Origin of the sequence: Tsukamurella ocularis, assembly GCF_965138335.1 — a bacterium.
Classification (GTDB): Bacteria; Actinomycetota; Actinomycetes; order Mycobacteriales; family Mycobacteriaceae; genus Tsukamurella; species Tsukamurella ocularis_A.
Window position 1 is genome coordinate 139,771 of the sequence record NZ_CBCSDV010000002.1, and the last position, 18,613, is coordinate 158,383.

At 72.1% G+C, this 18,613-nt stretch carries 22 protein-coding genes; 14 read left to right on the forward strand and 8 right to left on the reverse strand.

Going from position 1 to position 18,613, the window contains the following annotated elements; genetic code table 11:
• The first annotated feature begins 2 nt into the window (after positions 1-2).
• Genes ruvX through ACNAYW_RS03395 form a run of 5 tightly spaced genes read left to right on the forward strand, consistent with a single transcriptional unit; the run spans position 3 to position 3,410 of the window.
• The gene (ruvX, locus tag ACNAYW_RS03375) at positions 3-491 is read left to right on the forward strand and encodes a Holliday junction resolvase RuvX (protein ID WP_415848339.1); all 489 of its coding nucleotides are present in this window, start codon (positions 3-5) and stop codon (positions 489-491) included.
• Entirely contained in the window at positions 488-1,744 is a 1,257-nt protein-coding gene (locus tag ACNAYW_RS03380) for an endolytic transglycosylase MltG (RefSeq protein ID WP_415848340.1), read from the forward strand. Before ruvX ends, ACNAYW_RS03380 begins: the two co-directional genes overlap by 4 nt.
• A complete protein-coding gene (locus ACNAYW_RS03385; RefSeq protein ID WP_415848520.1) occupies positions 1,732-2,556 on the forward strand; it encodes a shikimate dehydrogenase in 825 nt (274 codons plus the stop codon). The genes ACNAYW_RS03380 and ACNAYW_RS03385 overlap by 13 nt, the downstream gene beginning before the upstream one ends.
• Positions 2,553-2,966 carry an acyl-CoA thioesterase gene (locus tag ACNAYW_RS03390; RefSeq protein ID WP_415848341.1) on the forward strand — a complete coding sequence of 138 codons (414 nt, stop codon included), beginning with the start codon at positions 2,553-2,555 and terminating at the stop codon, positions 2,964-2,966. The genes ACNAYW_RS03385 and ACNAYW_RS03390 overlap by 4 nt, the downstream gene beginning before the upstream one ends.
• Before the next feature lie 12 nt (positions 2,967-2,978).
• Positions 2,979-3,410, forward strand: a complete 432-nt coding sequence (locus tag ACNAYW_RS03395; protein ID WP_415848342.1) for a prepilin peptidase — start codon at positions 2,979-2,981, stop codon at positions 3,408-3,410.
• On the opposite strand, the gene ACNAYW_RS03400 is transcribed toward ACNAYW_RS03395, so the two are convergent.
• Entirely contained in the window at positions 3,411-3,887 is a 477-nt protein-coding gene (locus tag ACNAYW_RS03400) for a MarR family winged helix-turn-helix transcriptional regulator (RefSeq protein WP_415848343.1), read from the reverse strand.
• A gap of 77 nt (positions 3,888-3,964) precedes the next feature.
• Between ACNAYW_RS03400 and ACNAYW_RS03405 the strand changes: the two genes are divergently transcribed.
• The 5 genes from ACNAYW_RS03405 (at position 3,965) to ACNAYW_RS03425 (ending at position 9,639) form a co-directional block, all read left to right on the forward strand.
• Positions 3,965-4,426 carry a cupin domain-containing protein gene (locus tag ACNAYW_RS03405; RefSeq protein ID WP_415848344.1) on the forward strand — a complete coding sequence of 154 codons (462 nt, stop codon included), beginning with the start codon at positions 3,965-3,967 and terminating at the stop codon, positions 4,424-4,426.
• Between the two features lie 72 nt (positions 4,427-4,498).
• Positions 4,499-5,593: an LLM class flavin-dependent oxidoreductase gene (locus ACNAYW_RS03410; protein WP_415848345.1), complete on the forward strand. Its 1,095-nt coding sequence runs from the start codon at positions 4,499-4,501 to the stop codon at positions 5,591-5,593.
• The gene (locus ACNAYW_RS03415) at positions 5,593-6,621 is read left to right on the forward strand and encodes an MsnO8 family LLM class oxidoreductase (protein ID WP_415848346.1); all 1,029 of its coding nucleotides are present in this window, start codon (positions 5,593-5,595) and stop codon (positions 6,619-6,621) included. Before ACNAYW_RS03410 ends, ACNAYW_RS03415 begins: the two co-directional genes overlap by 1 nt.
• Complete coding sequence (locus ACNAYW_RS03420) at positions 6,606-7,958, forward strand: NtaA/DmoA family FMN-dependent monooxygenase (protein WP_415848347.1); 1,353 nt, start codon at positions 6,606-6,608, stop codon at positions 7,956-7,958. Before ACNAYW_RS03415 ends, ACNAYW_RS03420 begins: the two co-directional genes overlap by 16 nt.
• Positions 7,959-8,013: 55 nt before the next feature.
• On the forward strand, positions 8,014-9,639 hold the full coding sequence (locus ACNAYW_RS03425) for a class I adenylate-forming enzyme family protein (RefSeq protein WP_415848348.1): 1,626 nt from the start codon (positions 8,014-8,016) through the stop codon (positions 9,637-9,639).
• Here the strand turns inward: ACNAYW_RS03425 and ACNAYW_RS03430 are convergent.
• Genes ACNAYW_RS03430 through ACNAYW_RS03455 form a run of 6 tightly spaced genes read right to left on the reverse strand, consistent with a single transcriptional unit; the run spans position 9,636 to position 15,160 of the window.
• Complete coding sequence (locus ACNAYW_RS03430) at positions 9,636-10,646, reverse strand: LLM class flavin-dependent oxidoreductase (RefSeq protein ID WP_415848349.1); 1,011 nt, start codon at positions 10,644-10,646, stop codon at positions 9,636-9,638. The two genes, ACNAYW_RS03425 and ACNAYW_RS03430, sit on opposite strands and share 4 nt — an antisense overlap.
• 3 nt (positions 10,647-10,649) lie before the next feature.
• Positions 10,650-11,567 carry an ABC transporter substrate-binding protein gene (locus ACNAYW_RS03435; protein WP_415848350.1) on the reverse strand — a complete coding sequence of 306 codons (918 nt, stop codon included), beginning with the start codon at positions 11,565-11,567 and terminating at the stop codon, positions 10,650-10,652.
• A gap of 43 nt (positions 11,568-11,610) precedes the next feature.
• Positions 11,611-12,381, reverse strand: a complete 771-nt coding sequence (locus tag ACNAYW_RS03440) for an amino acid ABC transporter ATP-binding protein (protein ID WP_415848351.1) — start codon at positions 12,379-12,381, stop codon at positions 11,611-11,613.
• Positions 12,378-13,352: an amino acid ABC transporter permease gene (locus ACNAYW_RS03445; RefSeq protein WP_415848352.1), complete on the reverse strand. Its 975-nt coding sequence runs from the start codon at positions 13,350-13,352 to the stop codon at positions 12,378-12,380. Before ACNAYW_RS03445 ends, ACNAYW_RS03440 begins: the two co-directional genes overlap by 4 nt.
• Positions 13,353-13,394: 42 nt before the next feature.
• Entirely contained in the window at positions 13,395-14,075 is a 681-nt protein-coding gene (locus ACNAYW_RS03450) for a response regulator transcription factor (RefSeq protein ID WP_415848353.1), read from the reverse strand.
• Positions 14,072-15,160 carry a sensor histidine kinase gene (locus tag ACNAYW_RS03455; protein ID WP_415848354.1) on the reverse strand — a complete coding sequence of 363 codons (1,089 nt, stop codon included), beginning with the start codon at positions 15,158-15,160 and terminating at the stop codon, positions 14,072-14,074. Before ACNAYW_RS03455 ends, ACNAYW_RS03450 begins: the two co-directional genes overlap by 4 nt.
• Positions 15,161-15,185: 25 nt before the next feature.
• Between ACNAYW_RS03455 and ACNAYW_RS03460 the strand changes: the two genes are divergently transcribed.
• The 3 genes from ACNAYW_RS03460 to ACNAYW_RS03470 are packed head-to-tail and all read left to right on the forward strand — an operon-like array spanning position 15,186 to position 17,551.
• Positions 15,186-15,620: a hypothetical protein gene (locus tag ACNAYW_RS03460; RefSeq protein WP_415848355.1), complete on the forward strand. Its 435-nt coding sequence runs from the start codon at positions 15,186-15,188 to the stop codon at positions 15,618-15,620.
• 34 nt (positions 15,621-15,654) lie between these two features.
• On the forward strand, positions 15,655-16,977 hold the full coding sequence (gene ilvA / locus ACNAYW_RS03465; protein WP_415848356.1) for a threonine ammonia-lyase IlvA: 1,323 nt from the start codon (positions 15,655-15,657) through the stop codon (positions 16,975-16,977).
• Between the two features lie 28 nt (positions 16,978-17,005).
• Complete coding sequence (locus ACNAYW_RS03470; protein WP_415848357.1) at positions 17,006-17,551, forward strand: DUF421 domain-containing protein; 546 nt, start codon at positions 17,006-17,008, stop codon at positions 17,549-17,551.
• A gap of 7 nt (positions 17,552-17,558) precedes the next feature.
• On the opposite strand, the gene ACNAYW_RS03475 is transcribed toward ACNAYW_RS03470, so the two are convergent.
• On the reverse strand, positions 17,559-18,062 hold the full coding sequence (locus ACNAYW_RS03475) for a hypothetical protein (RefSeq protein WP_415848358.1): 504 nt from the start codon (positions 18,060-18,062) through the stop codon (positions 17,559-17,561).
• Positions 18,063-18,142: 80 nt separating this feature from the next.
• Here ACNAYW_RS03475 and ACNAYW_RS03480 point away from each other — a divergent pair, with 80 nt between their 5' ends.
• Entirely contained in the window at positions 18,143-18,574 is a 432-nt protein-coding gene (locus ACNAYW_RS03480; protein WP_415848359.1) for a PPOX class F420-dependent oxidoreductase, read from the forward strand.
• The last annotated feature ends 39 nt before the right edge of the window (positions 18,575-18,613 follow it).

The following is an 18,613-nucleotide window of genomic DNA, read 5'->3' on the forward strand; positions in this document are numbered from 1 at the left end:
CGGTGAGCGGCGCGGAACCCGCCTGGGAGCGGGGCCGGCGGCTGGCCCTCGACGTGGGCAAGGCCCGCATCGGGGTGGCCGTCTGCGATCCCGACGGGATCCTCGCGACGCCGGTGGAGACGGTCCGCGCGGCCAAGGACGGGTCCGACCTGCGGCGGATCGCGCAGTTGGTCACCGACTACGAGCCGGTGGAGATCGTGATCGGGCTGCCGCGCACCCTTCGTGGCGAACGCGGCTCCTCGGCGAAGATGGCCGAGGGATTCGCCCGGCGGCTCGCCGAGGTTCTCGGTACCGCGAACGACACACCACCCCGGGTATCTTTTTTCGATGAGCGCTTCACCACGGTCACGGCGCAGCGGGCGCTGCGTGAGAACGGGGTGCGGGCGAAGGAGCAGCGAGCGGTGATCGATCAGGCCGCCGCGGTGGCCATCCTGCAGGGATGGCTCGACGAGCGGAGGCCGGTGCCCGGCCCCGAGGAGGTCGACGAGTGAGCGACGGGTGGAACAACGAGCGCGCCGACCCGGTGTCGGTCGGCGGGCAGCGCACCACCCGTGCGGAGCGGCGCCGGGCCGCGCAGCGCGCGCGGATCAAGCGTCGGCGCCGGGTGGCGCTGCTGTCGCTCATCGTGGCCTTCCTGGTCGTCATCGGCGGCGTGCTGTGGACGGTGCGCGGGTCCCTCTTCGGCGGCGCCTCGGCTCCGGACGACTTCGCCTCCGGCCAGGCCGGCCCGGAGGTGGTGGTCCACATCGTGGGCCAGAACAACTCCGACTTCGCGCAGAACCTCGTGGACGCGGGTGTGGTGAAGTCCGTGGGCGCCTTCAACCAGGCCGCGGGTGACAAGCCGATCTCCGCGGGCTACTACGAGCTCCGCAAGTCGCTGCCCGCGTCGGAGGCCGTCACCATGCTGGTCGACCCGGCGCGCTCGCACCGCGTGGGCATGCTCAACGTGTCGGCCGGCGCGGTCCTCGACGACAAGCGCAGCAAGGACAACAAGGTCGCCCAGGGCATCTTCAGCCAGCTCTCCGCCGCCACCGCGCACACCGTCGACGGCGTGAAGAAGCAGACCCCGAAGGCCGAGTTCGTCAAGGTCGCCTCCAGCGCGACCGTCGCCGACCTCGGCGTGCCGGAGTGGGCGGCCGCCACCGTCACCCGGCTCAAGGGCGATCACCGCCGCCTCGAGGGGCTCATCGCGCCCGGCGTGTGGGACCAGATCGATCCGTCGGGCACGCCGATCGGCATCCTCAAGCAGCTCATCACCGCGTCGGCGAAGCAGTACGAGGCGCAGGGCCTGCTCACCGCGAGTCGCACGTCGGCGGCGAAGTTGGCGCCCTATCAGGTGCTGGTGTCGGCATCGATCGTCGAGCGCGAGGTCAATCAGGCCGACGACTACCCCAAGGTCGCCCGCGTGATCCTCAACCGGCTCGCGAAGAACCAGAAGCTCGAGATGGACTCCACGGTCAACTACGGCGAGGCCGTCACCGGCATCGACGTCGCCGGCGAGAAGCTGCTCAAGAAGACCGAGTGGAACACCTACGCCAAGACGGGGCTTCCCGCCACGCCGATCGGCGCCGTCGGCACCGACGCCCTCGTCGCGACCGAGAACCCGACGCCCGGCCCGTGGCTGTACTTCGTCACCGTCGACAACAAGGGCACCACCCTCTTCACCGACGACTTCGCCCAGCACGAGCGCAACCGGCAGAAGGCCTGCGACACCAAGTTCCTCACGGTGGGCTGCGGGCCGTGACGCGCCGCGCCGCGGTCCTCGGCAAGCCGATCGCGCACTCGCTCTCGCCCATCCTGCACGGCGCCGCGTTCGCCGCGCTCGGCCTGGACTGGATCTACGAGCGGATCGAGTGCGACGCGGAGGCGCTGCCCGGCCTCGTCGGCGGCCTCGGCCCCGAGTGGGTCGGGCTGTCGGTCACGATGCCCGGCAAGTTCGCGGCGCTGGAGTTCGCCGACGAGCGCACCGATCGCGCCGTCACGGTCGGCTCCGCCAACACTCTGGTCCGCACGGATGCGGGCTGGCTGGCCGACTGCACCGACGTCGACGGCGCCGACGGCCTCCTCGCCGAGTGCGGCGCGACGGGCCGGTCCGCGGTCGTCGTCGGCGCCGGCGGCACGGCCCGACCGGTGTTCGCCGCGCTCGCCGACCGGGGCTTCACCCGCACGACGGTGCTCGCCCGCTCGGAGGAGCGGGCCCAGGGCGCGCTGGCCTGCGCCGACGCGTTCGGGCTCGCCGCGGCGTGGGCGCCGCTCACCGCGGCGGCCGTGCCGCAGGCCGACGTGGTGGTCTCGACGCTCCCCGGCTCCGCCCAGTCGGACGACTTCCCGCTGATGGATGCGCTGTCCTCGGCGGCCCCCGCGGTCGCCGACGTGGCCTACGACCCGTGGCCCACGCTGCTCGTCGCGGCCGCGGCGGCGAAGGGCGCGCGGACGGCCGGCGGCCTGACGATGCTGCTGCACCAGGCGTTCCGCCAGGCCGAGTGGTTCACCGGCGCGCCCGCGCCGCGGGCGGCGATGACGGCGGCGCTGGCCGCCGCGAGGGAGGCACGATGACCACCGACTTCCGCTACCGCTTCCGGCCGCGGTACTACGAGATCGACCGCCAGGGCGTCATGTTCAACATGTGGTACCTCGGCTACGTCGATACGGCGATCGGCGAGTTCTACGCCGACCGCGGCGCGCCGTACGAGGCGATGATCGCCGCCGGCTACGACTCGCAGGTGGTGCACGTCGAGCTCGACTACGCCGCAGGGCTGACCGACGAGGGCGACACCGAGCTCGTCATGCGGACCGGGCGGATCGGGACCAAGAGCTTCACGATCGAGTTCGCCTTCGTCACCGACCTCGACGCCGATGAGCCGACCGAGGCGGTCGCCGGGCGCATCGTCTACGCGGTGATCGCCACCGACGGCTCGGGGTCCATCCCCATTCCCGATGCCCTGCGCGAGGCCCTGCAGGCCTGACACACTGGGCCCGTGGAGTGGGGGCTCTTCGGGGGATTCTTCCTGGCGCTGTTCGTGGCGTGGTGCGCCGCGCTGTGCTGGTTCGACGTGCGCGAGCGGCGCCTGCCGAACGCGCTGACCCTGCCCGCGGCGTGCGTCGCCGTCCTCGCCTCGCTCTGGGCCGGGTTCGACGGTGCCCCCGCCCCGCTGGTCGGGGCGGTGCTCTGGACTGCGGTGAACGGTGTCGCCTTCCTCGCCCGCGGCATGGGTGCCGGCGACGTGAAGCTGGCGCCGACGCTGGGCGCGGTCGTCGCGGGGGCCGGCGGCGTCCCCGCCGTGCTGCTCGCGATCCTCGGCGCGCAACTGCTCACCGTGGCGTGGGCGGTCGTCGCCCGCGACCGGAGGGTGCCGCACGGCCCCGCGATGATCGCCGCCGCGCTCGCCGCGGCGGGTGCGACCCTGTGATCAGGGCGTGGTGAGTCGGCGCAGGAGTGCGTCGAGCGTGCGGAGCTCATCGTCGCTGAGTGCGGCGAGCAACTCGCGTTCGCGACGGACGTGTGCCGGCAGCACTCGTTCGATCAGGTCGCGACCCTCCGGGGTGAGCGTCACCGTCTTCCCGCGTCCGTCGGTGGGACTCGGCGAGCGCTCGACGAGACCCGCGGCTTCGAGTCGGTCCAGGCGGGCCGTGAGGCCGGCGCGGGTGATGAGCAGATGATCGGCGAGTGCGGCGGGTGCGAGCGCGAAGGGCTCGCCGGAACGACGGAGGGTCGCGAGCACGTCGAACTCGCCACGACGGAGTCCCTCGGCCTCCAATGGCCCCTCGATCGCGGCGCGGCCCGTGGCTTCGAGGTGCGCGAGCCGTCCGATGACGCTCATCGGCAACGTGTCGAGGTCCGGGTACTCGGTGCGCCACTGGGCCATGGCGGCGTCGACGTCATGCACGGTCCGAGAGTACGCCTTGACGATGATGGTTAGACGGTGAACTATAGTAGTTCGATAGCTAACTATATGGAGGTGTCATGATCGTTGAGAATCCGGAGATCGTCGGGGGTGCCTCGGGGCCGCGGGTCGCACTGTTCGCGGATGCGTCGGCCACGGGGGGAGCGGCGAGCGTTCAGCGGGTGCACCTCCCGGCCGGAGCCGACGGCGCCTCGCCGCACTTCCACACCCGGTCGACCGAGGTCTTCTACGTCCTCGACGGATCGCTCGAGATGCTCGTCGGCGACGACCTCCGGGTGGTCGAGGCGGGCGGCCTCGCAGTGATCCCGCCGAACACGGTGCACGCCTTCGCCGCCGGGCCTGCGGCACCCGCCGCCGCGCTCATCGTCCTGACGCCGGGAGTGGAGCGCTTCGGCTACTTCCGGAAGTTGCGCGACGTCGCGACCGGGGCGGCGGCACCGTCGGACCTGATGGCGGCCCAGGACGAGTACGACAACCACTTCGTCGACAGTCCGATCTGGCGGGAGCGGCCACGCGACTGACGGCCGATTCCCTTGGATCCACGCTGAGCGCAAGGGGTCACAGACGAAACCGCGCCGCCTACTGTCGAATCCGTGACCGCACCGACCTCGCGCCCTGTCCTCGGGATCGCCCTGGAGCCCTTCGGCTGGCATCCCGCAGCGTTCGCGGAGGTCGGCGCGGATCCACTGGAGGCCACCTCCGCGGAGCACTGGGTTGGGCTGGCCCGCTCCGCGGAGGCGGCCGCCGCCGACTTCGTGACCTTCGAGGACTCCTTCTCGCTGACCGCACGCGACCGCCTGTCCGGCCGGTTCGACGCGACGCTCCTCGCCGCCCGCGTAGCGCCCGCGGTCCCGCGGATCGGCCTGATCCCCACCGTCACCGCCACGCACACCGAACCCTTCCACGCGTCGAAGGCGATCGCGACGCTCGACTACGTCAGCGGCGGCCGTGCCGGGGTGCTGCCCGCGACCACGGGCGCGGCCGCCGACGCGGCCCTGTTCGGCCGCAAGCAGCCGCAGGATGCGGCGTCCCGCGCCGTCGAGGCCCGCGAGTACGTCGAGGTGCTGCGCGATCTCTGGGACAGCTGGGAGGACGACGCCATCGTGAAGGACGTCGGCACCGGCCGGTTCATCGACCGGGACCGCCTGCACTACATCGACTTCCAGGGCGAGAACTTCTCCGTCAAGGGACCGTCGATCACGCCCCGGCCCCCGCAGGGACAGCCGCCGGTGGTCGTCCGGGTCGCCGACGCCGCCGCCGAGACCGTGGCCGCCGAGGCGGACCTCGCGATCGTCCCCGCGGCCGCCGACGAGCACCTCGCCGAGACCGCCCGGCGGCTCCGCGCCGCGGGGGTGCCGCTGCTGCTCGTCGACGTCACCGTCCACCTCGCCGATTCCGAGCGGACCGCGCTGCGCCGCATCGAGAAGCTGGACCGCCGCGAGCCGGCGGACGACGACACCCTCGTCTTCGCCGGGACGGGGGAGTCCCTCGCCCGTACCGTCTCCGGGTGGCAGTCCCTCGGATTCGACGGTGCGCGGCTGCGCCCGGGCGTCAACGCCGTCGACCTGCCGCGCCTGCGCTCCGCCTTCGCACCGCTGCTCCCCGGCGCGCCGCGCGCGGGGAACCTCCGCGAGATCCTGGGCCTGGCCCCCGCGGGCAACCGCTTCGCCGCCGTGAAGGGAGCCTGATGACCGGGCTGAACGTCCTCGACCTCGCGCCCATCCCGGAGGGCGGAACCCCGTCGGACGCGCTGCACAACACCCTGGACCTGGCGCGCCGCGCCGAGGACTGGGGCTACGGCCGGTACTGGGTCGCCGAACACCATTTCGCGCACGTCGCGAGTGCGGCACCCGCCGTCCTCATCGGCGAGATCCTGGCCCGTACCGACCGGATCCGCGTGGGCTCGGCGGCGGTGCTCATCGGTTTCACCACGGCGCCCGCCGTCGCCGACGCCTTCGGGCTGCTCGCCGCGCTGCATCCCGGCCGGGTGGACATCGGCCTCGGCCGGACCGGGCAACGCCTGCGGACGCCCCCGCCGGGCGCCCCCGCGCCCAACCCGGCCATCGTCGCCGGCTACGAGCAGCTCTACCACCCGAAGGCCGAGCCGCCGAGCTACACCCGCCAGGTCGAGGACGTGCTCGACCTGATCGGCGGCACCTTCACCGCCGGCGGGCACGCCCTGCGGTCCCCGGTCGCGGAGGCGGGCCGGGACGCGCCCGTGTGGATCTTCGGCAGTAGCGCGGGGGAGAGCGCGCAGCTCGCGGGCGCGCGCGGGTTGCCCTTCGTCGCCAACTACCACGTCAGTCCGGGGAGCACTGTGGAAGCGGCGCAGGCGTATCGCGCTGCGTTCCGACCCTCCGACCGCCTCGCGGAGCCGCACCTGGTGGTGAGCGCCGACGTGGTCGTCGGCGACAGCGACGCGCAGGCGCGGGAGCTCGCCGCCGGGTTCCCCGCGTGGGTGCACTCCATCCGCTACGGCAGCGGCGCGATCGCCTACCCGCGCGACAGCGCCGCGCTCACCACCGAGCAGCGGGCGGCGGTGGCCGACCGCACCGACACGCAGTTCGTCGGCGAACCCGGCCGCGTCGCCGACGGGCTCCGTGCGCTCGTCGACCGCACCGGCGCCGACGAGCTGGTGATCACCTCGGTCACCCACGACCACGCCGCGCGCCTGCGCAGCCACGAACTCCTGGCCAAGGAATGGGGCCTACTATGACTGATCGCTTCCCCGGTGTTCCGGTGCGAGAGGGACAACACCGCAAGCCGATCCACCTGGCCGCGCACTTCCCGGGCGTCAACCACAACACCGTGTGGTCGGACCCCGCGGCGCGCAGCCAGGTCGAGTTCGACTCGTTCGTCCACCTCGCCCGGGTCGCCGAACGCGCCAAGTTCGACTTCTTCTTCCTCGCGGAGGGGCTGCGGCTGCGCGAACATCTCGGGCGCATCCACGACCTCGACGTCGTCGGCCGCCCCGACACGTTCACCGTGCTCGCGGCGCTCGCCGCCGTCACCGATCGCATCGGCCTCGCCGGCACCATCAACACCACTTTCAACGAGCCCTTCGACGTGGCGCGGCAGTTCGCGACGCTCGATCATCTCAGCGCCGGCCGCGCCGCCTGGAACATGGTCACCAGCTCCGACGCCTTCACCGGCGAGAACTTCCGCCGCGGCGGGTACCTCGCGCACGCCGACCGGTACCGCCGCGCGGACGAGTTCGTCACCGTCGCCCGGAGGTTCTGGGACGGCTGGGGCCACGGCGAGGTCGTGCACCGCGGCACGCAGTTCGACGTGCGCGGCGGCGCGCCGCTCCCACCGTCGCCGCAGGGACACCCGGTTCTGCTGCAGGCGGGGGACTCCGGCGAGGGACGCGACTTCGCGGCGGTGCAGGCCGACGCGATCTTCACCCGGCACGGCTCGCTGGAGAGCGGCCGCGCGTTCTACGCCGACGTGAAGCGTCGCGCCGCCGACCGCGGCCGGAACCCGGACCACCTCAAGGTCTTTCCGGGCGCAGCCGCCGTCATCGGCGATACGCCCGACGAGGCGGCGGAGAAGGCGCGCGACATCCGCCGCCGGCAGGTGAGCCCGCAGACCGCGCTCAACTTCCTCGAGCAGGTGTGGGGCCGGGAGCTGCAGTCCTTCGACCCCGACGGTCCGCTGCCCGACGTCGAGCCCGTCTACGACGCCCCGGCGGTCAAGGGGCGTGTGCTGCACGCGGATCCCCGGGAGATCGTCGCGACCTACCGGGCTCGCGCGGAAGCGGGCGGCCTCTCCATCCGCGACCTCGTCATCGAGCTCAACACCCGGCCCCAGTTCGTGGGCACCGCGCAGCAGGTGGCCGACGAGATCGACACCTACATCCAGGCCGACGCCGCCGACGGCTTCATCCTCGTCCCGCACCTGACGCCCACGGGCCTGGACGAGTTCATCGACGGTGTCGTGCCGCTGCTGCAGGAGCGCGGCGCGTTCCGCACCGAGTACGCGGGTTCCTCTCTTCGCGAGCATCTCGGGTTGCCCGTCCCGGGGGCCGCGACGGGAGCGCAGCGCGCCGGTTAGCGCATCTTCACTCGTTCGTGCCGCGCGTCCGGTGAGAACCGGTTACCGTGCCGCCATGAGCCGAGCGATGCGCCCCGATATGTCCGGTATCGACCCCCTGGTGGTCAACCTCACCCACCGCGTCTGCCTGGGCGACCTGCCCACCCGCGCGGCCCGTTCCTTCGGCGACCGGGTCGCGCTCGTCGACGGTGGCGAGACGGTGACCTACCGAGAGCTGGAGAGCCGCGCCAACGCCGTGGCGCGGGGCCTGCAGGCGCGCGGCTACCAGCGGGGCGACGCGATCGCCCTGCAGTTGCAGAACCGCTGGGAGTTCGTGGTCTCCGTGTTCGCGTGCGCCAAGCTCGGCGTGGTCGCGATGCCCCTCAACCTGCTCCTCGGGCCCGGCGACGTCGCGTACCAACTCGGCGACAGCGGTGTCCGGGGCGTCATCTCCGAGGACGTCTTCGTGCCCGCGCTCACCGCGGCGCTCGACGCCGCAGAGCACGACGTCGAGGCCGTCTACCTCGTGACCAACGGCGGCGGCGCCCTCCCGGCCGAGGTGGGCGGCGTCCCGTCGACCCCGTTCACGGACGTGTTCGACGCGGACGACGCCGTCGTGGAGACCATCGTCGAGGACCGCGACATCCTGCACTGCCTGTACACCTCCGGCACCACCGCCCGCCCGAAGGGCGTCGTCACCAGCCACGTCGCCGTGCACATCTCGGCGCTCTCGTCCGCGCTGGGACTGGGACTGCGCCCCGACGTGCAACCCGTGGTCCAGCCGATCGCGCTGCCGCTCTTCCACGTGACCGCGCTCGACGCGCTCCTCATGCCGACGCTCATCACCGGCGGAACCGCCGTGCTGCTGCGGGGATTCGACCCCGAGAAGCTCGCGCGTGCCTTCGTCGAGCATCGCGTCACCCACATCACGCTCCTGCCGATGATGTGGGCGGCGCTGCTGGCGCGCCCCGAGCTGAACGACGACAACACCGCGTCCCTGGTCGCGGGGATGTACGCGATGGCCCCGATGCCGCCCGAGCTGCTCGCCGCGCTGCGCGCCAGGTTCGCCTCTGCGGCCATCATTCTCGGGTCCGGGCAGACCGAGACCACACCCGCGTCGGAGCTGCAGTGGTCCGGGCACCAGGGCGTCAAGGACGACTCCTGGGGCCCCGCCACCGTCTCCACCGACGTCGCGATCATGGGCGACGACGGTGCCCTGCTCCCGCCGGGCGAGGTCGGCGAGATCGTCTACCGCGCACCGCAGCTCATGGAGGGCTACTGGAACAACGCCGCCGCGAACGCGGAGGCCTTCGCGCACGGCTGGTTCCACGGCGGCGACATCGGCTACCTCGACGACGAGGGCGTCGTCTACTTCACCGACCGCGCTAAGGACATCATCAAGTCCGGCGGCGAGAACGTCTCCTCGGTCGAGGTCGAGCGGGTGCTGCTCGGCCACGACGCCGTCGCGGAGGTCGCCGTCGTCGGCACCCCGCACGAGCACTGGGGCGAGGCGGTGACCGCGTTCGTGGTCACCGCACCGTCGGGCGAGGCCGACGGGGACGCGCTGCTCGACTACGCGCGGCAGAACCTCGCCGGCTTCAAGGCGCCCAAGGAGATCGTCTTCGTCGACGCCCTCCCGAAGACCGCGACCGGCAAGATCCAGAAGAACCTCGTCCGTAGCCTGCGCGAGACCCGGACCTAGGCCGCCGACGACAGTGCGGGCAGCAACCCGAGGGCATCGGTGAGGATCTGCTCGTAGTCGCGGACGTCGAACTCGTACGGCAGTTCCAGGCGGAACTCGGAGACGGGGCCGGACTCCGGGGCGAACACCCGGTCCGCGGCGAGGCGTTCGGCGATCTCGGCGATCGGCCCCACCAGGTCCTCCGCGTACAGCGTGCGCTTGTCGCCGTGCGCCGTGAGCGTGCGGTCGTGGCGCGACCGCGCGTACTCCCGGTACCGCGCGGCCGTGGCCCGGTCCGCGCTGTCCGTCGGCACGATCACCCTCCCGACCGCGACCCGCTTGTCGGTTCCGCCCGCGGCGCGGTAGGCGTCGATCAGGGCGGCCTGGACCGTGCCGAAGTCGTCGGAGTCGATGCCCGCGGCGGAGACGATGTTGCCGGTCAACAGGTGCAGGCCGGCCTCGCCGGTCCAGCGCGACGAGCCGAGCGACGTCCCGCCGTACCACGAGCGGTCGGCGAGCCCGGGCGTGTGCGGTTGCAGGCGCGGCCGCTGCACGTTGCCGGGGGACTCGATCCGCGCGCCCTCGTCGCCGAGGTACGCGCCCCGCAGGTGCTCGACGGTGCGCGCCACCCGCGCGTGCCCGAGCTCGTACGTGCGCCAGTCGCCCTCGAAGACGACGTCCGCGAGCAGATCCGCGTGCGGCATTCCGGTGGAGAAGCCGGCCTGGATCCGCCCGCGGGCGAGGGCGTCCGCGAGGGAGAGGTCCTCCGCCAGCCGGAACGGGTTCTCGTAGCCGATGGGGATGACCGCGGTGCCCAGCTCGATCGTGGACGTGCGCTGGGAGGCCGCCCCGAGGAAGACGGCGGCGGAGGAGATGCCGTGCTCCAGGTGGCGTTGCCGCACCCAGGCGCCGCGGTAGCCGAGGCGTTCGCCGAACTCGATGAGGCGCAGCGTGTCCTCGAGCCCGGCCGCCGGATCCTCATCGACGTAGTTGCCCGGCGTCAGGAAGGCGAGCGACTCGATCGACATCGGTCAGAACCCCGCGGCCGGGTTGATCTCGGACTTCGGCAGCGCCGACGTCGGAACCTTCCACTTCTCGAACAGCCTCTGGTACTCGCCGCGCGCGATGAGGGTGTTGATCGCCTGCGAGATCGCGGGCGCGATCGGGGAGCCCTTCGCGGTCACGAATCCGACCACGGTGGTGGAGTACTCGCCGAGGAACTTCGTGCCGGGCACCTTGTCCACCAGGTAGCGGAGAGAGAGCGTGGGCCCGAAGTATGCGTCCACTTTGTTGTTCTGCAGGCTGAGAATGACGGCGCCCTGGTCGTCGAGGTACTGGACGGTGTACGCGGGCTTGCCCTTCGACGTGCACTGCTGCACGCCCTTCTCGAGGATCTGCTGGAAGGTGGTGCCCGAGCCGGTGACGATCTTCTTGCCGCACAGGTCCTCCAGCGTCTTCACGCTCGTGAGGCCGGAGTTCGACGACCCGACGAAGGACTGCCCGTCGTTCAGGTAGGTCGCGAAGTCGACGACCTCCAGGCGCGGCTTGGTGACGCCGAAGTTGCCCTGTCCCACCTGGTAACGGCCGTTCTGCACGCCGGGGATGATGGTGGAGAACGTCCCGATCTCCTGCTTCCACGTCACGCCGAGGGCCTTCGCGACGGCGTTGCGCAGGTCCACGTCGAGGCCCACGGGATTGCCGTCCGGTACCTCACCGGCGTGCGGCAGTTGGTTGATGCCGGGCTGCCGGGTGAGCCCGAGCGACAGTTCCTTCGTGCCGGCGGGCAGCAGTGCCTGCGCGGCGGGGTCCACGGCGACGGAGGACACCACGTCCTGCGTCGGGATCGGATAGCTGGAGCTCTCGGCCGCCGGGTCGGATGAGCCGCCGCACGCCGCGAGCAGGGTGGCGGCGGCGATGAGGGGCACGGCGAGCAGGGCGCGGCTGCGCATGGGGTCTCCTTGGACTCGGGTCTGGCGAGGAACTAGCAGGGGATCAGCGCACGGCCGCGAGGAATTCGCGGGTGCGGGGGTGCTCGGCGTCGGCGAAGATCGCGTCGGGCCGGCCGGTCTCGACGATGCTGCCGTCGTCCATGAAGATCACGGTGTCGGCGACGTCGCGGGCGAAGCCGATCTCGTGCGTCACCACGACGAGGGTCATGCCCGACTCGGCGAGATCTCGGATCACGGCCAGCACCTCGCCGACGAGTTCGGGGTCCAACGCCGAGGTGGGCTCGTCGAAGAGCACCACGTCGGGCCGCATGGCCAGCGTGCGGGCGATCGCGACGCGCTGCTGCTGGCCGCCCGACAGGTGCGACGGGTAGGCCTTCTCCCTGCCCGCGAGCCCGACGCGGGCGAGCAGCTCGCGACCGCGGTCGGCCGCCTCGGCGGGGGAGACACCGGTGGCGAGCTGCCCCTCGGTGAGGTTCTCCAGGACGGTGAAGTGCGGGAACAGGTTGAACTGCTGGAAGACCATCCCGATGCGGCGGCGCTGCCGCGCGACGTCGCGGGGATGCAGCTCGCGCAGCACGGTCGTATCGCCGCGGTGCCCGCCTTCGCGGTAGCCGATCAGGTCGTCGTTCACGCGGACGTAGCCGGCGTCGGGTCGCTCCAGGTGGTTGATGCAGCGCAGCAGCGTCGACTTCCCGGAGCCGGAGGGGCCGAGGATGATGGCGACCTCGCCCTGCGCCACGTCCAGATCGACGCCGCGCAGCACCTCGGTGCCGCCGAAGGACTTCCGGAGCCCGCGGACCGCGATCGCGCTCATGCCCGGTCTCCCGCCGTGCGGGGGGTCTTGGGGAGCCGGGGGCGCAGGCGCGCCGCGTCGGCGAGGATCTCGCGGAAGGGGCGGGCGTCCCGTCGACCTCGGTGGAACCGGCGCTCCACGAAGTACTGGCCCACGGCCAGCACGGAGGTGATCACGATGTACCAGATGGTGGCGACCAGCAGCAGCGGCATCACCTTGAAGTTCTGGTTGTAGACGAGCTGCACCGAGTACAGCAGATCGGTCACCGCGATGACGCTGACCAGCGACGTCGACTTCAACAGCCCGATCAGCAGGTTGCCGGAGGCGGGGATGATGGCGGGCATAGCCTGCGGGAGAACGATGCGGCGGAAGATGCGGCGCGGGCTCAGCCCCAGCGAGCGGGCGGCCTCCGTCTGGCCCGGATCCACGGATACCAGGCCGCCGCGCACGATCTCCGCAGCGAACGCCGCCACGTCGATGGTCAGCGCGATGAACGCCGCGACCAGGCCGCTGATGAGGTGCGTGGTGTTGAACACCACGAACTCGGGCCCGAACGGGATGCCCAGGGACAGTTGCGGGTACAGCGAGGCGAGCTGGAACCAGAACAGCAGCAGCACCAGCGGGGGCACCGACCGCACCAGCCAGACGAACACGAACGACACGGTCTGGAGCACCGGCCCGCCCCACAGCCGCATGGCCGCGAGCCCGATTCCGAGCGCGAAGCCGGCGGCGAAGGTGAGCGCCGTGAGCCACAGGGTGAGCCACAGCCCCTTCAGGACGGCTTCCTGCGTGAAGTAGTGGGCGACCGTCGGCCACTCGAAACGCTCATTGGTGAACAGGGTGTGCACGAACATCGCACCGAGAAGCACCACCACGGCGGCCGCCAGCCAGCGCCCGGGGCGGCGGCGCGGCACCAGGCGCACCGGCGCAGTGGAGGTGTCCGCCGGCGGGCCCTGCGCGGCCCGCGACGGGGTGAGGATCGTTGTCGCCATGACGAAAGACCGTAAGTCGTTGGCGCGCAGAGAAGAAGGTTTTCAATCGCCCTGACCGGATGCCGCGATCCCGGAATCGAACGCGTAGCGCACCGCGTGCGCGCGGTCCCGCAGCTGCGCCTTGGCGAACAGATTGTTGATGTGCGTCTTCACCGTCGACTCGCTGACGAACAGCCGCGCAGCGATGTCGCGGTTGGTCAGGCCGTCGGCGATGAGCCGCAGCACTTCTGTCTCGCGGGGCGTCAGGTCGGCGGGCGGCGCGACGGGCGGGTCCGACGGTGCCGGCCGATTCCCGGCGCCTCCGGTCGCGGATGCGAGCAGTCGCTGTTGCACCTGCGGATCGAGCACGGACTGCCCCGCCGCGGCCGCCATGATCGCGGCGGCGATCTCCGCGCGCCCCGCGTTCTTGGTCAGGTAGCCGCGCGCGCCGGCCTGCAGGCCGCGGAGGATCGACTCCTCGTCGTCGAAGGTGGTGAGCAGCACGACGGCGGTCTCGGGGACGTCCGCGAGGACGCGCTCGGTGGCCCCGGCACCGTCGAGGTTCGGCATGCGCAGGTCGGTGAGCAGGACGTCGGGGCGGTGCTCGCGCACCAGGGCGACGGCCTCCACGCCGTCGGCGGCGGCACCCACCACGGCGATCCCCGGTGTGAGGTCGAGCATGGCCGCCAGGGCGTCGCGCACCGTCGCCTGGTCGTCGGCGACGACGACTCGGACGTCGTTCATGCAGGCTCCTTCGTCGGGATGTACAGCCGCACGGCCCATCCTCCGTCGCCGGAGGGCCCGGCGTGCAGCGTGCCTCCGACTTCGGCGGCGCGCTCGCGCATGCCGATCAGGCCCATGCCGGAGCCGTGGGCTCCTGTGAGGGCTCCGGGCCCGTTGACGACGGTGAGCTCGGCACCGTCGGGTACGGGGGAGAGGCGCGCCGTGACGGGCGCGCCCGCGGCGTACCGTCGGGCGTTCGTGATGGCCTCCTGGGTGACCCGCAGGACCGCCCGGGCCTGCGCGTCCGTCAGGTCGACGGGCTCGGTCTCCACGGCCTCGCCGGGTCCCTCCACGAGCGCGGCGAGGGCACTGGGCAGGTCGACGGTGTCCTCCCGCAGTGCGTGGACGGCCCCGCGCGCCTCGGTGACGCCGTCGGCGATGGCGCCGCGGGCGCGCTGGACGGCGGCGCGGGCGTCGTCGGGCCGGCCCGCCTCCAGGAGGGCGTCGGCCAGTTCGAGCTGCATTCCCGCGCCCGAGAGGGTGTGGGCGAGAACGTCGTGCAGGTCGCGGGCGATCCGGGCGCGCTCGGCGAGCGCGCTACTGCGCGCTTCGGAATCCGCGGTGAGCCGGGTCTGCTCCACGAGTTGTTCGAGGGTCCGGGTGCGCTCGTGCCGGGTGCGTCGCGCGATGCCGGCCCAGACGGTGATCGCGATCGTCAGGCCGATCCAGAAGTCCCCCGAGCGCTGGAGACCGAGTCCGAGCGCGACGGTGCCGCCGAGGAGGGACGCGAGCGGGATCGAGACCCGCTGCGGGAAGCGGACCCCGTAGTAGACGGCCGAGACGTACAGCAGGGCACCCGTGCCCGGATTCGGTTGCAGCGCGAAGAGCACGCCGCCCGCCACGGCGCCGACCGCCTCCACCGCGATCCACCCGCGCTCGGGGAGGCGGATCGCCGGGAGCGCCCGCGAGGCGACGACGAGGCACACCACCGCGTACAGGATCGGCGCGAGCGGGAGGTCCTCGTTCCACCGCAGTGTGAACGCCGCGAGGGCCAGGCCGATGACCGAGGCGGCGAACCCGAAGCGCATGCGGTCACCGTCGAACACCTGGCAATGATGGCAGAGTGGCGGCATGCGCGTCGTGTCAGTGCTGGTGGGACTCGCCGTCGTGTCGGCCGGCGCCTGGTTCGCCTTCCTCGGGTGGGACCAGGAGTACTACGAGGTGGACGGTGTCGCGCAAGGCCCGTACCGGCCGTGGCAGGTGCTCGCGTGCGGCGCGGTGATCGTTCTCGCCTGCACCGCGGCGTTCTGGTACCTGCGACGGCTCTCCCTGATGGCGGTGATCCCCGTGGTCGCGGTCCTCGGCTTCTCGATTCCGTGGGCGGCGTGGGCGTCACGCGACGACACCGGCCTCTGGATGGCTGGCCTGATCTTCCTCCTGGTGGGCGGCGTGACGGGCCTGACGACGTGGCTCGCGGTGGGCTACGCCGTGGTCGAGACGGTGCGATCGGTGCGGCGGCGACGGTCCGGAGCGCCGCCGCCGACCGCCGGACCGTGGGTGGGGTGAGCCCCGTCGCAGCGCGAGTGGGAAAATGGCGCCCATGTCTACGCCATCGATGTCCAGTGCCGCCGCCGACCTGACGGTGCACTCGATCATCGAGGCCCGCGAGCGGCTGGCCGGGGTGGTGTCGGTGAGTCCGCTGCAGCACTGCGAGCGGCTCTCCGCGCTGACCGGTGCCAAGGTCTACCTCAAGCGCGAGGACCTGCAGGTGGTCCGCTCCTACAAGATCCGCGGCGCCTACAACCTGATGGCGCAGCTCACCGAGGCGGAGAAGGCGGCCGGCGTGGTCGCGGCCTCGGCCGGTAACCACGCGCAGGGCGTGGCGTTCGCGTGCCGGGCGATGGAGGTGCACGGCCGCATCTACGTGCCGACCACCACGCCGAAGCAGAAGCGCGACCGCATCCGCGCGCACGGCGGCCGGTACGTCGAGCTGATCGCCACCGGCGAGACCTACGACGCCGCAGCGGCCGCCGCACAGGACGACGTCGCGTCGACGGGAGCCACGTGGGTGCACGCCTTCGACGACCCCCGCACCACCTCGGGGCAGGGCACCATCGGCGTCGAGCTCGTCGAGCAGCTCGGCGGCGTCGTGCCCGACGTGACCGTGATGCCCGTCGGCGGCGCCGGCTGCTTCGCGGGCGTCACCCGGTACCTGCGCTCGCAATCCGCATCGGCCACGATCGTCGGCGCCGAGCCCGCGGGCGCCCCGTCGCTGGCACGGGCCATCGAGGCCGGGGGACCGATCGGCCTGCCGACCATCGACCCCTTCGTCGACGGTGCCGCGGTCAAGAAGATCGGTTCCATCGGCTACGACGTCGCCGTCTCCGAGGGCGCGGCCGTGTGGCCCGCGCACTCCGTGCACGACGTGGCGGCCGCGGAGCTGGGGGTGATCGAGGTGGACGAGGGCGCCATCTGCACCGCGATGCTGGACCTGTACCAGAACGAGGGCGTCATCGCGGAGCCCGCGGGCGCGCTGTCGGTGGCCGCGCTCGCGCAGCTGCGGTTCGAGCCGGGCGCGACGGTCGTGTGCCTGCTTTCGGGCGGTAACAACGATGTCTCGCGCTACAACGAGGTGATCGAGCGGTCCCTGGTGCACCAGGGGCTCAAGCACTACTTCCTCGTCGCCTTCCCGCAGGAGCCCGGCGCGTTGCGCCGCTTCCTCGACGAGGTGCTCGGCCCCGACGACGACGTCACCCTCTTCGAGTACGTCAAGCGCAACAACCGCGACACCGGGGAGGCGCTGGTGGGTGTGGAGCTCGGCCGTGCCGGCGACCTCGGTGCGCTGCTGGAGCGGATGGACTCCTCGCGCCTGCACTGCGAGCGGCTGGAGCCCGGTTCGCCGGCGTACCGCTACCTGACCTGACGCGCGGACGGACGACCGGAGGAGAGCCGTGATCCTCGATAACCTGGGAATCAGCGTCGGAGAGGCGGCGGGCGTCGCCGTGGCGACGGTCGGCATGTACGCGACTCTGCTGATCGTGGTGCGCATCCTCGGTCAGCGCGTGCTGGCCAGCATGTCCTCGTTCGACCTGGTGGCGGTCATCGCGTTCGGCTCGTTGATCGGTCGCGCCGCACTGGGCGACGTGCCGCGACTCGCGAGCGGCGTCGTCGCCCTGGTCACCCTCATCGTGATCCAGGCGGCGCTCGGCCTCGTCCGTCGCACACGGTTCGGCGAGCGCCTGGTCTCCAACCGGCCGGTCCTGCTCATGGCCGGCCCGGCGATCCTCGAGGAGCGGCTCGCGAAGACCCACGTCTCCCACTCCGACCTGGTCGCCGGACTCCGGCAGGCCGGAATCCGGGACCGCTCGGAGGTCGCGGCCGTCATCCTCGAGTCGCGTGGCACCTTGAGCGTGATCCGGGCGGGGGCGCCGATCGCGCCGGAACTGCTGGACGGGATCGTCGGAGCCGAGGCGATCATCCGCCCGGAGCACGACTGACGGGAGATCAGGCAACCGGCACCGCGGACTGCTGCGCGCGGTGCGCGGCGACGCGCTGCTGGAGGAACCAGTTCTGCGCGAACAGGGTGATGCCGATGAACAGCATCGTCGTGACGCCGGCGAAGCCGCGGCCGGTGTGGTCGCCCATCGCCATCGGCACCAGGACGTCCACGCCCACGTGCAGCGCGATCGCGACGATCCACAGGCCGATGGTGGCCGCGGTGCCCTGGCGCAGGTACCGGCCGTCGGGGCCGGGGAAGACCTTGGTGGTCAGCGCCCGCGGGTAGGCGAGGGCGACGGCGATGATCAGTCCGAGGATCGCGGCGACCACGTGGCCGGCGCCGACCTCGCCGCCGCTCGAGACGTACTGCACCGTCTGGTACAGGCCGACGGCGGCGAGAACGAGCGCGATGCGGGCGGTCTTGTCCTTGAGCGGGCGGGCCTGCAACTGGCGGTAGAAGATCCAGCCGATGGCGAGGACGGCGAGGACGGCGGTGGTCGCTGTGTTCATGACCAGAACTCTGCCGTGAACCGGCCCCCGGCGGATCGACCGACGGGTGGAGATCCGGGTGGAGACGTAGCCTCGACCCCATGCAGATCAGCGAGAGCCTCACCCCGGCGGTGATCGACTTCCTCTCCGCCGGAACACGGACCGGTCACCTGGCCTACCTCGCCGGCGACGGCCGCCCGTTGACGACGCCGGTCTGGTTCGTCGTGGACGACGGTGCCCTCGTCTTCGCGACGGGGCGGGACACCCCGAAGGGGCGGCTGCTGGCGAAGGACCCGCGGGTCGCGGTCTCCGTCGACCTGCAGGAGCCGCCGTACGCCTTCGCGCAGGTGCAGGGCGTGGCGGAGCTCGTCGACGATCCCGACTACCTGCTACGGATCTGCACCGCCTGCGGCGTCCGCTACATGGGCGCCGAGCGCGGCGCGGAGTTCGGGCGGCGCAACGCCGTTCCCGAGGAGATCGTCGTGCGAGTGCGCCCCACCCGCGTCCTCTTCAACGGCGACGTGACCGACTGACGCCCGCTCCGCGCGCGGAATCTGTCGGACCCCTCCGCT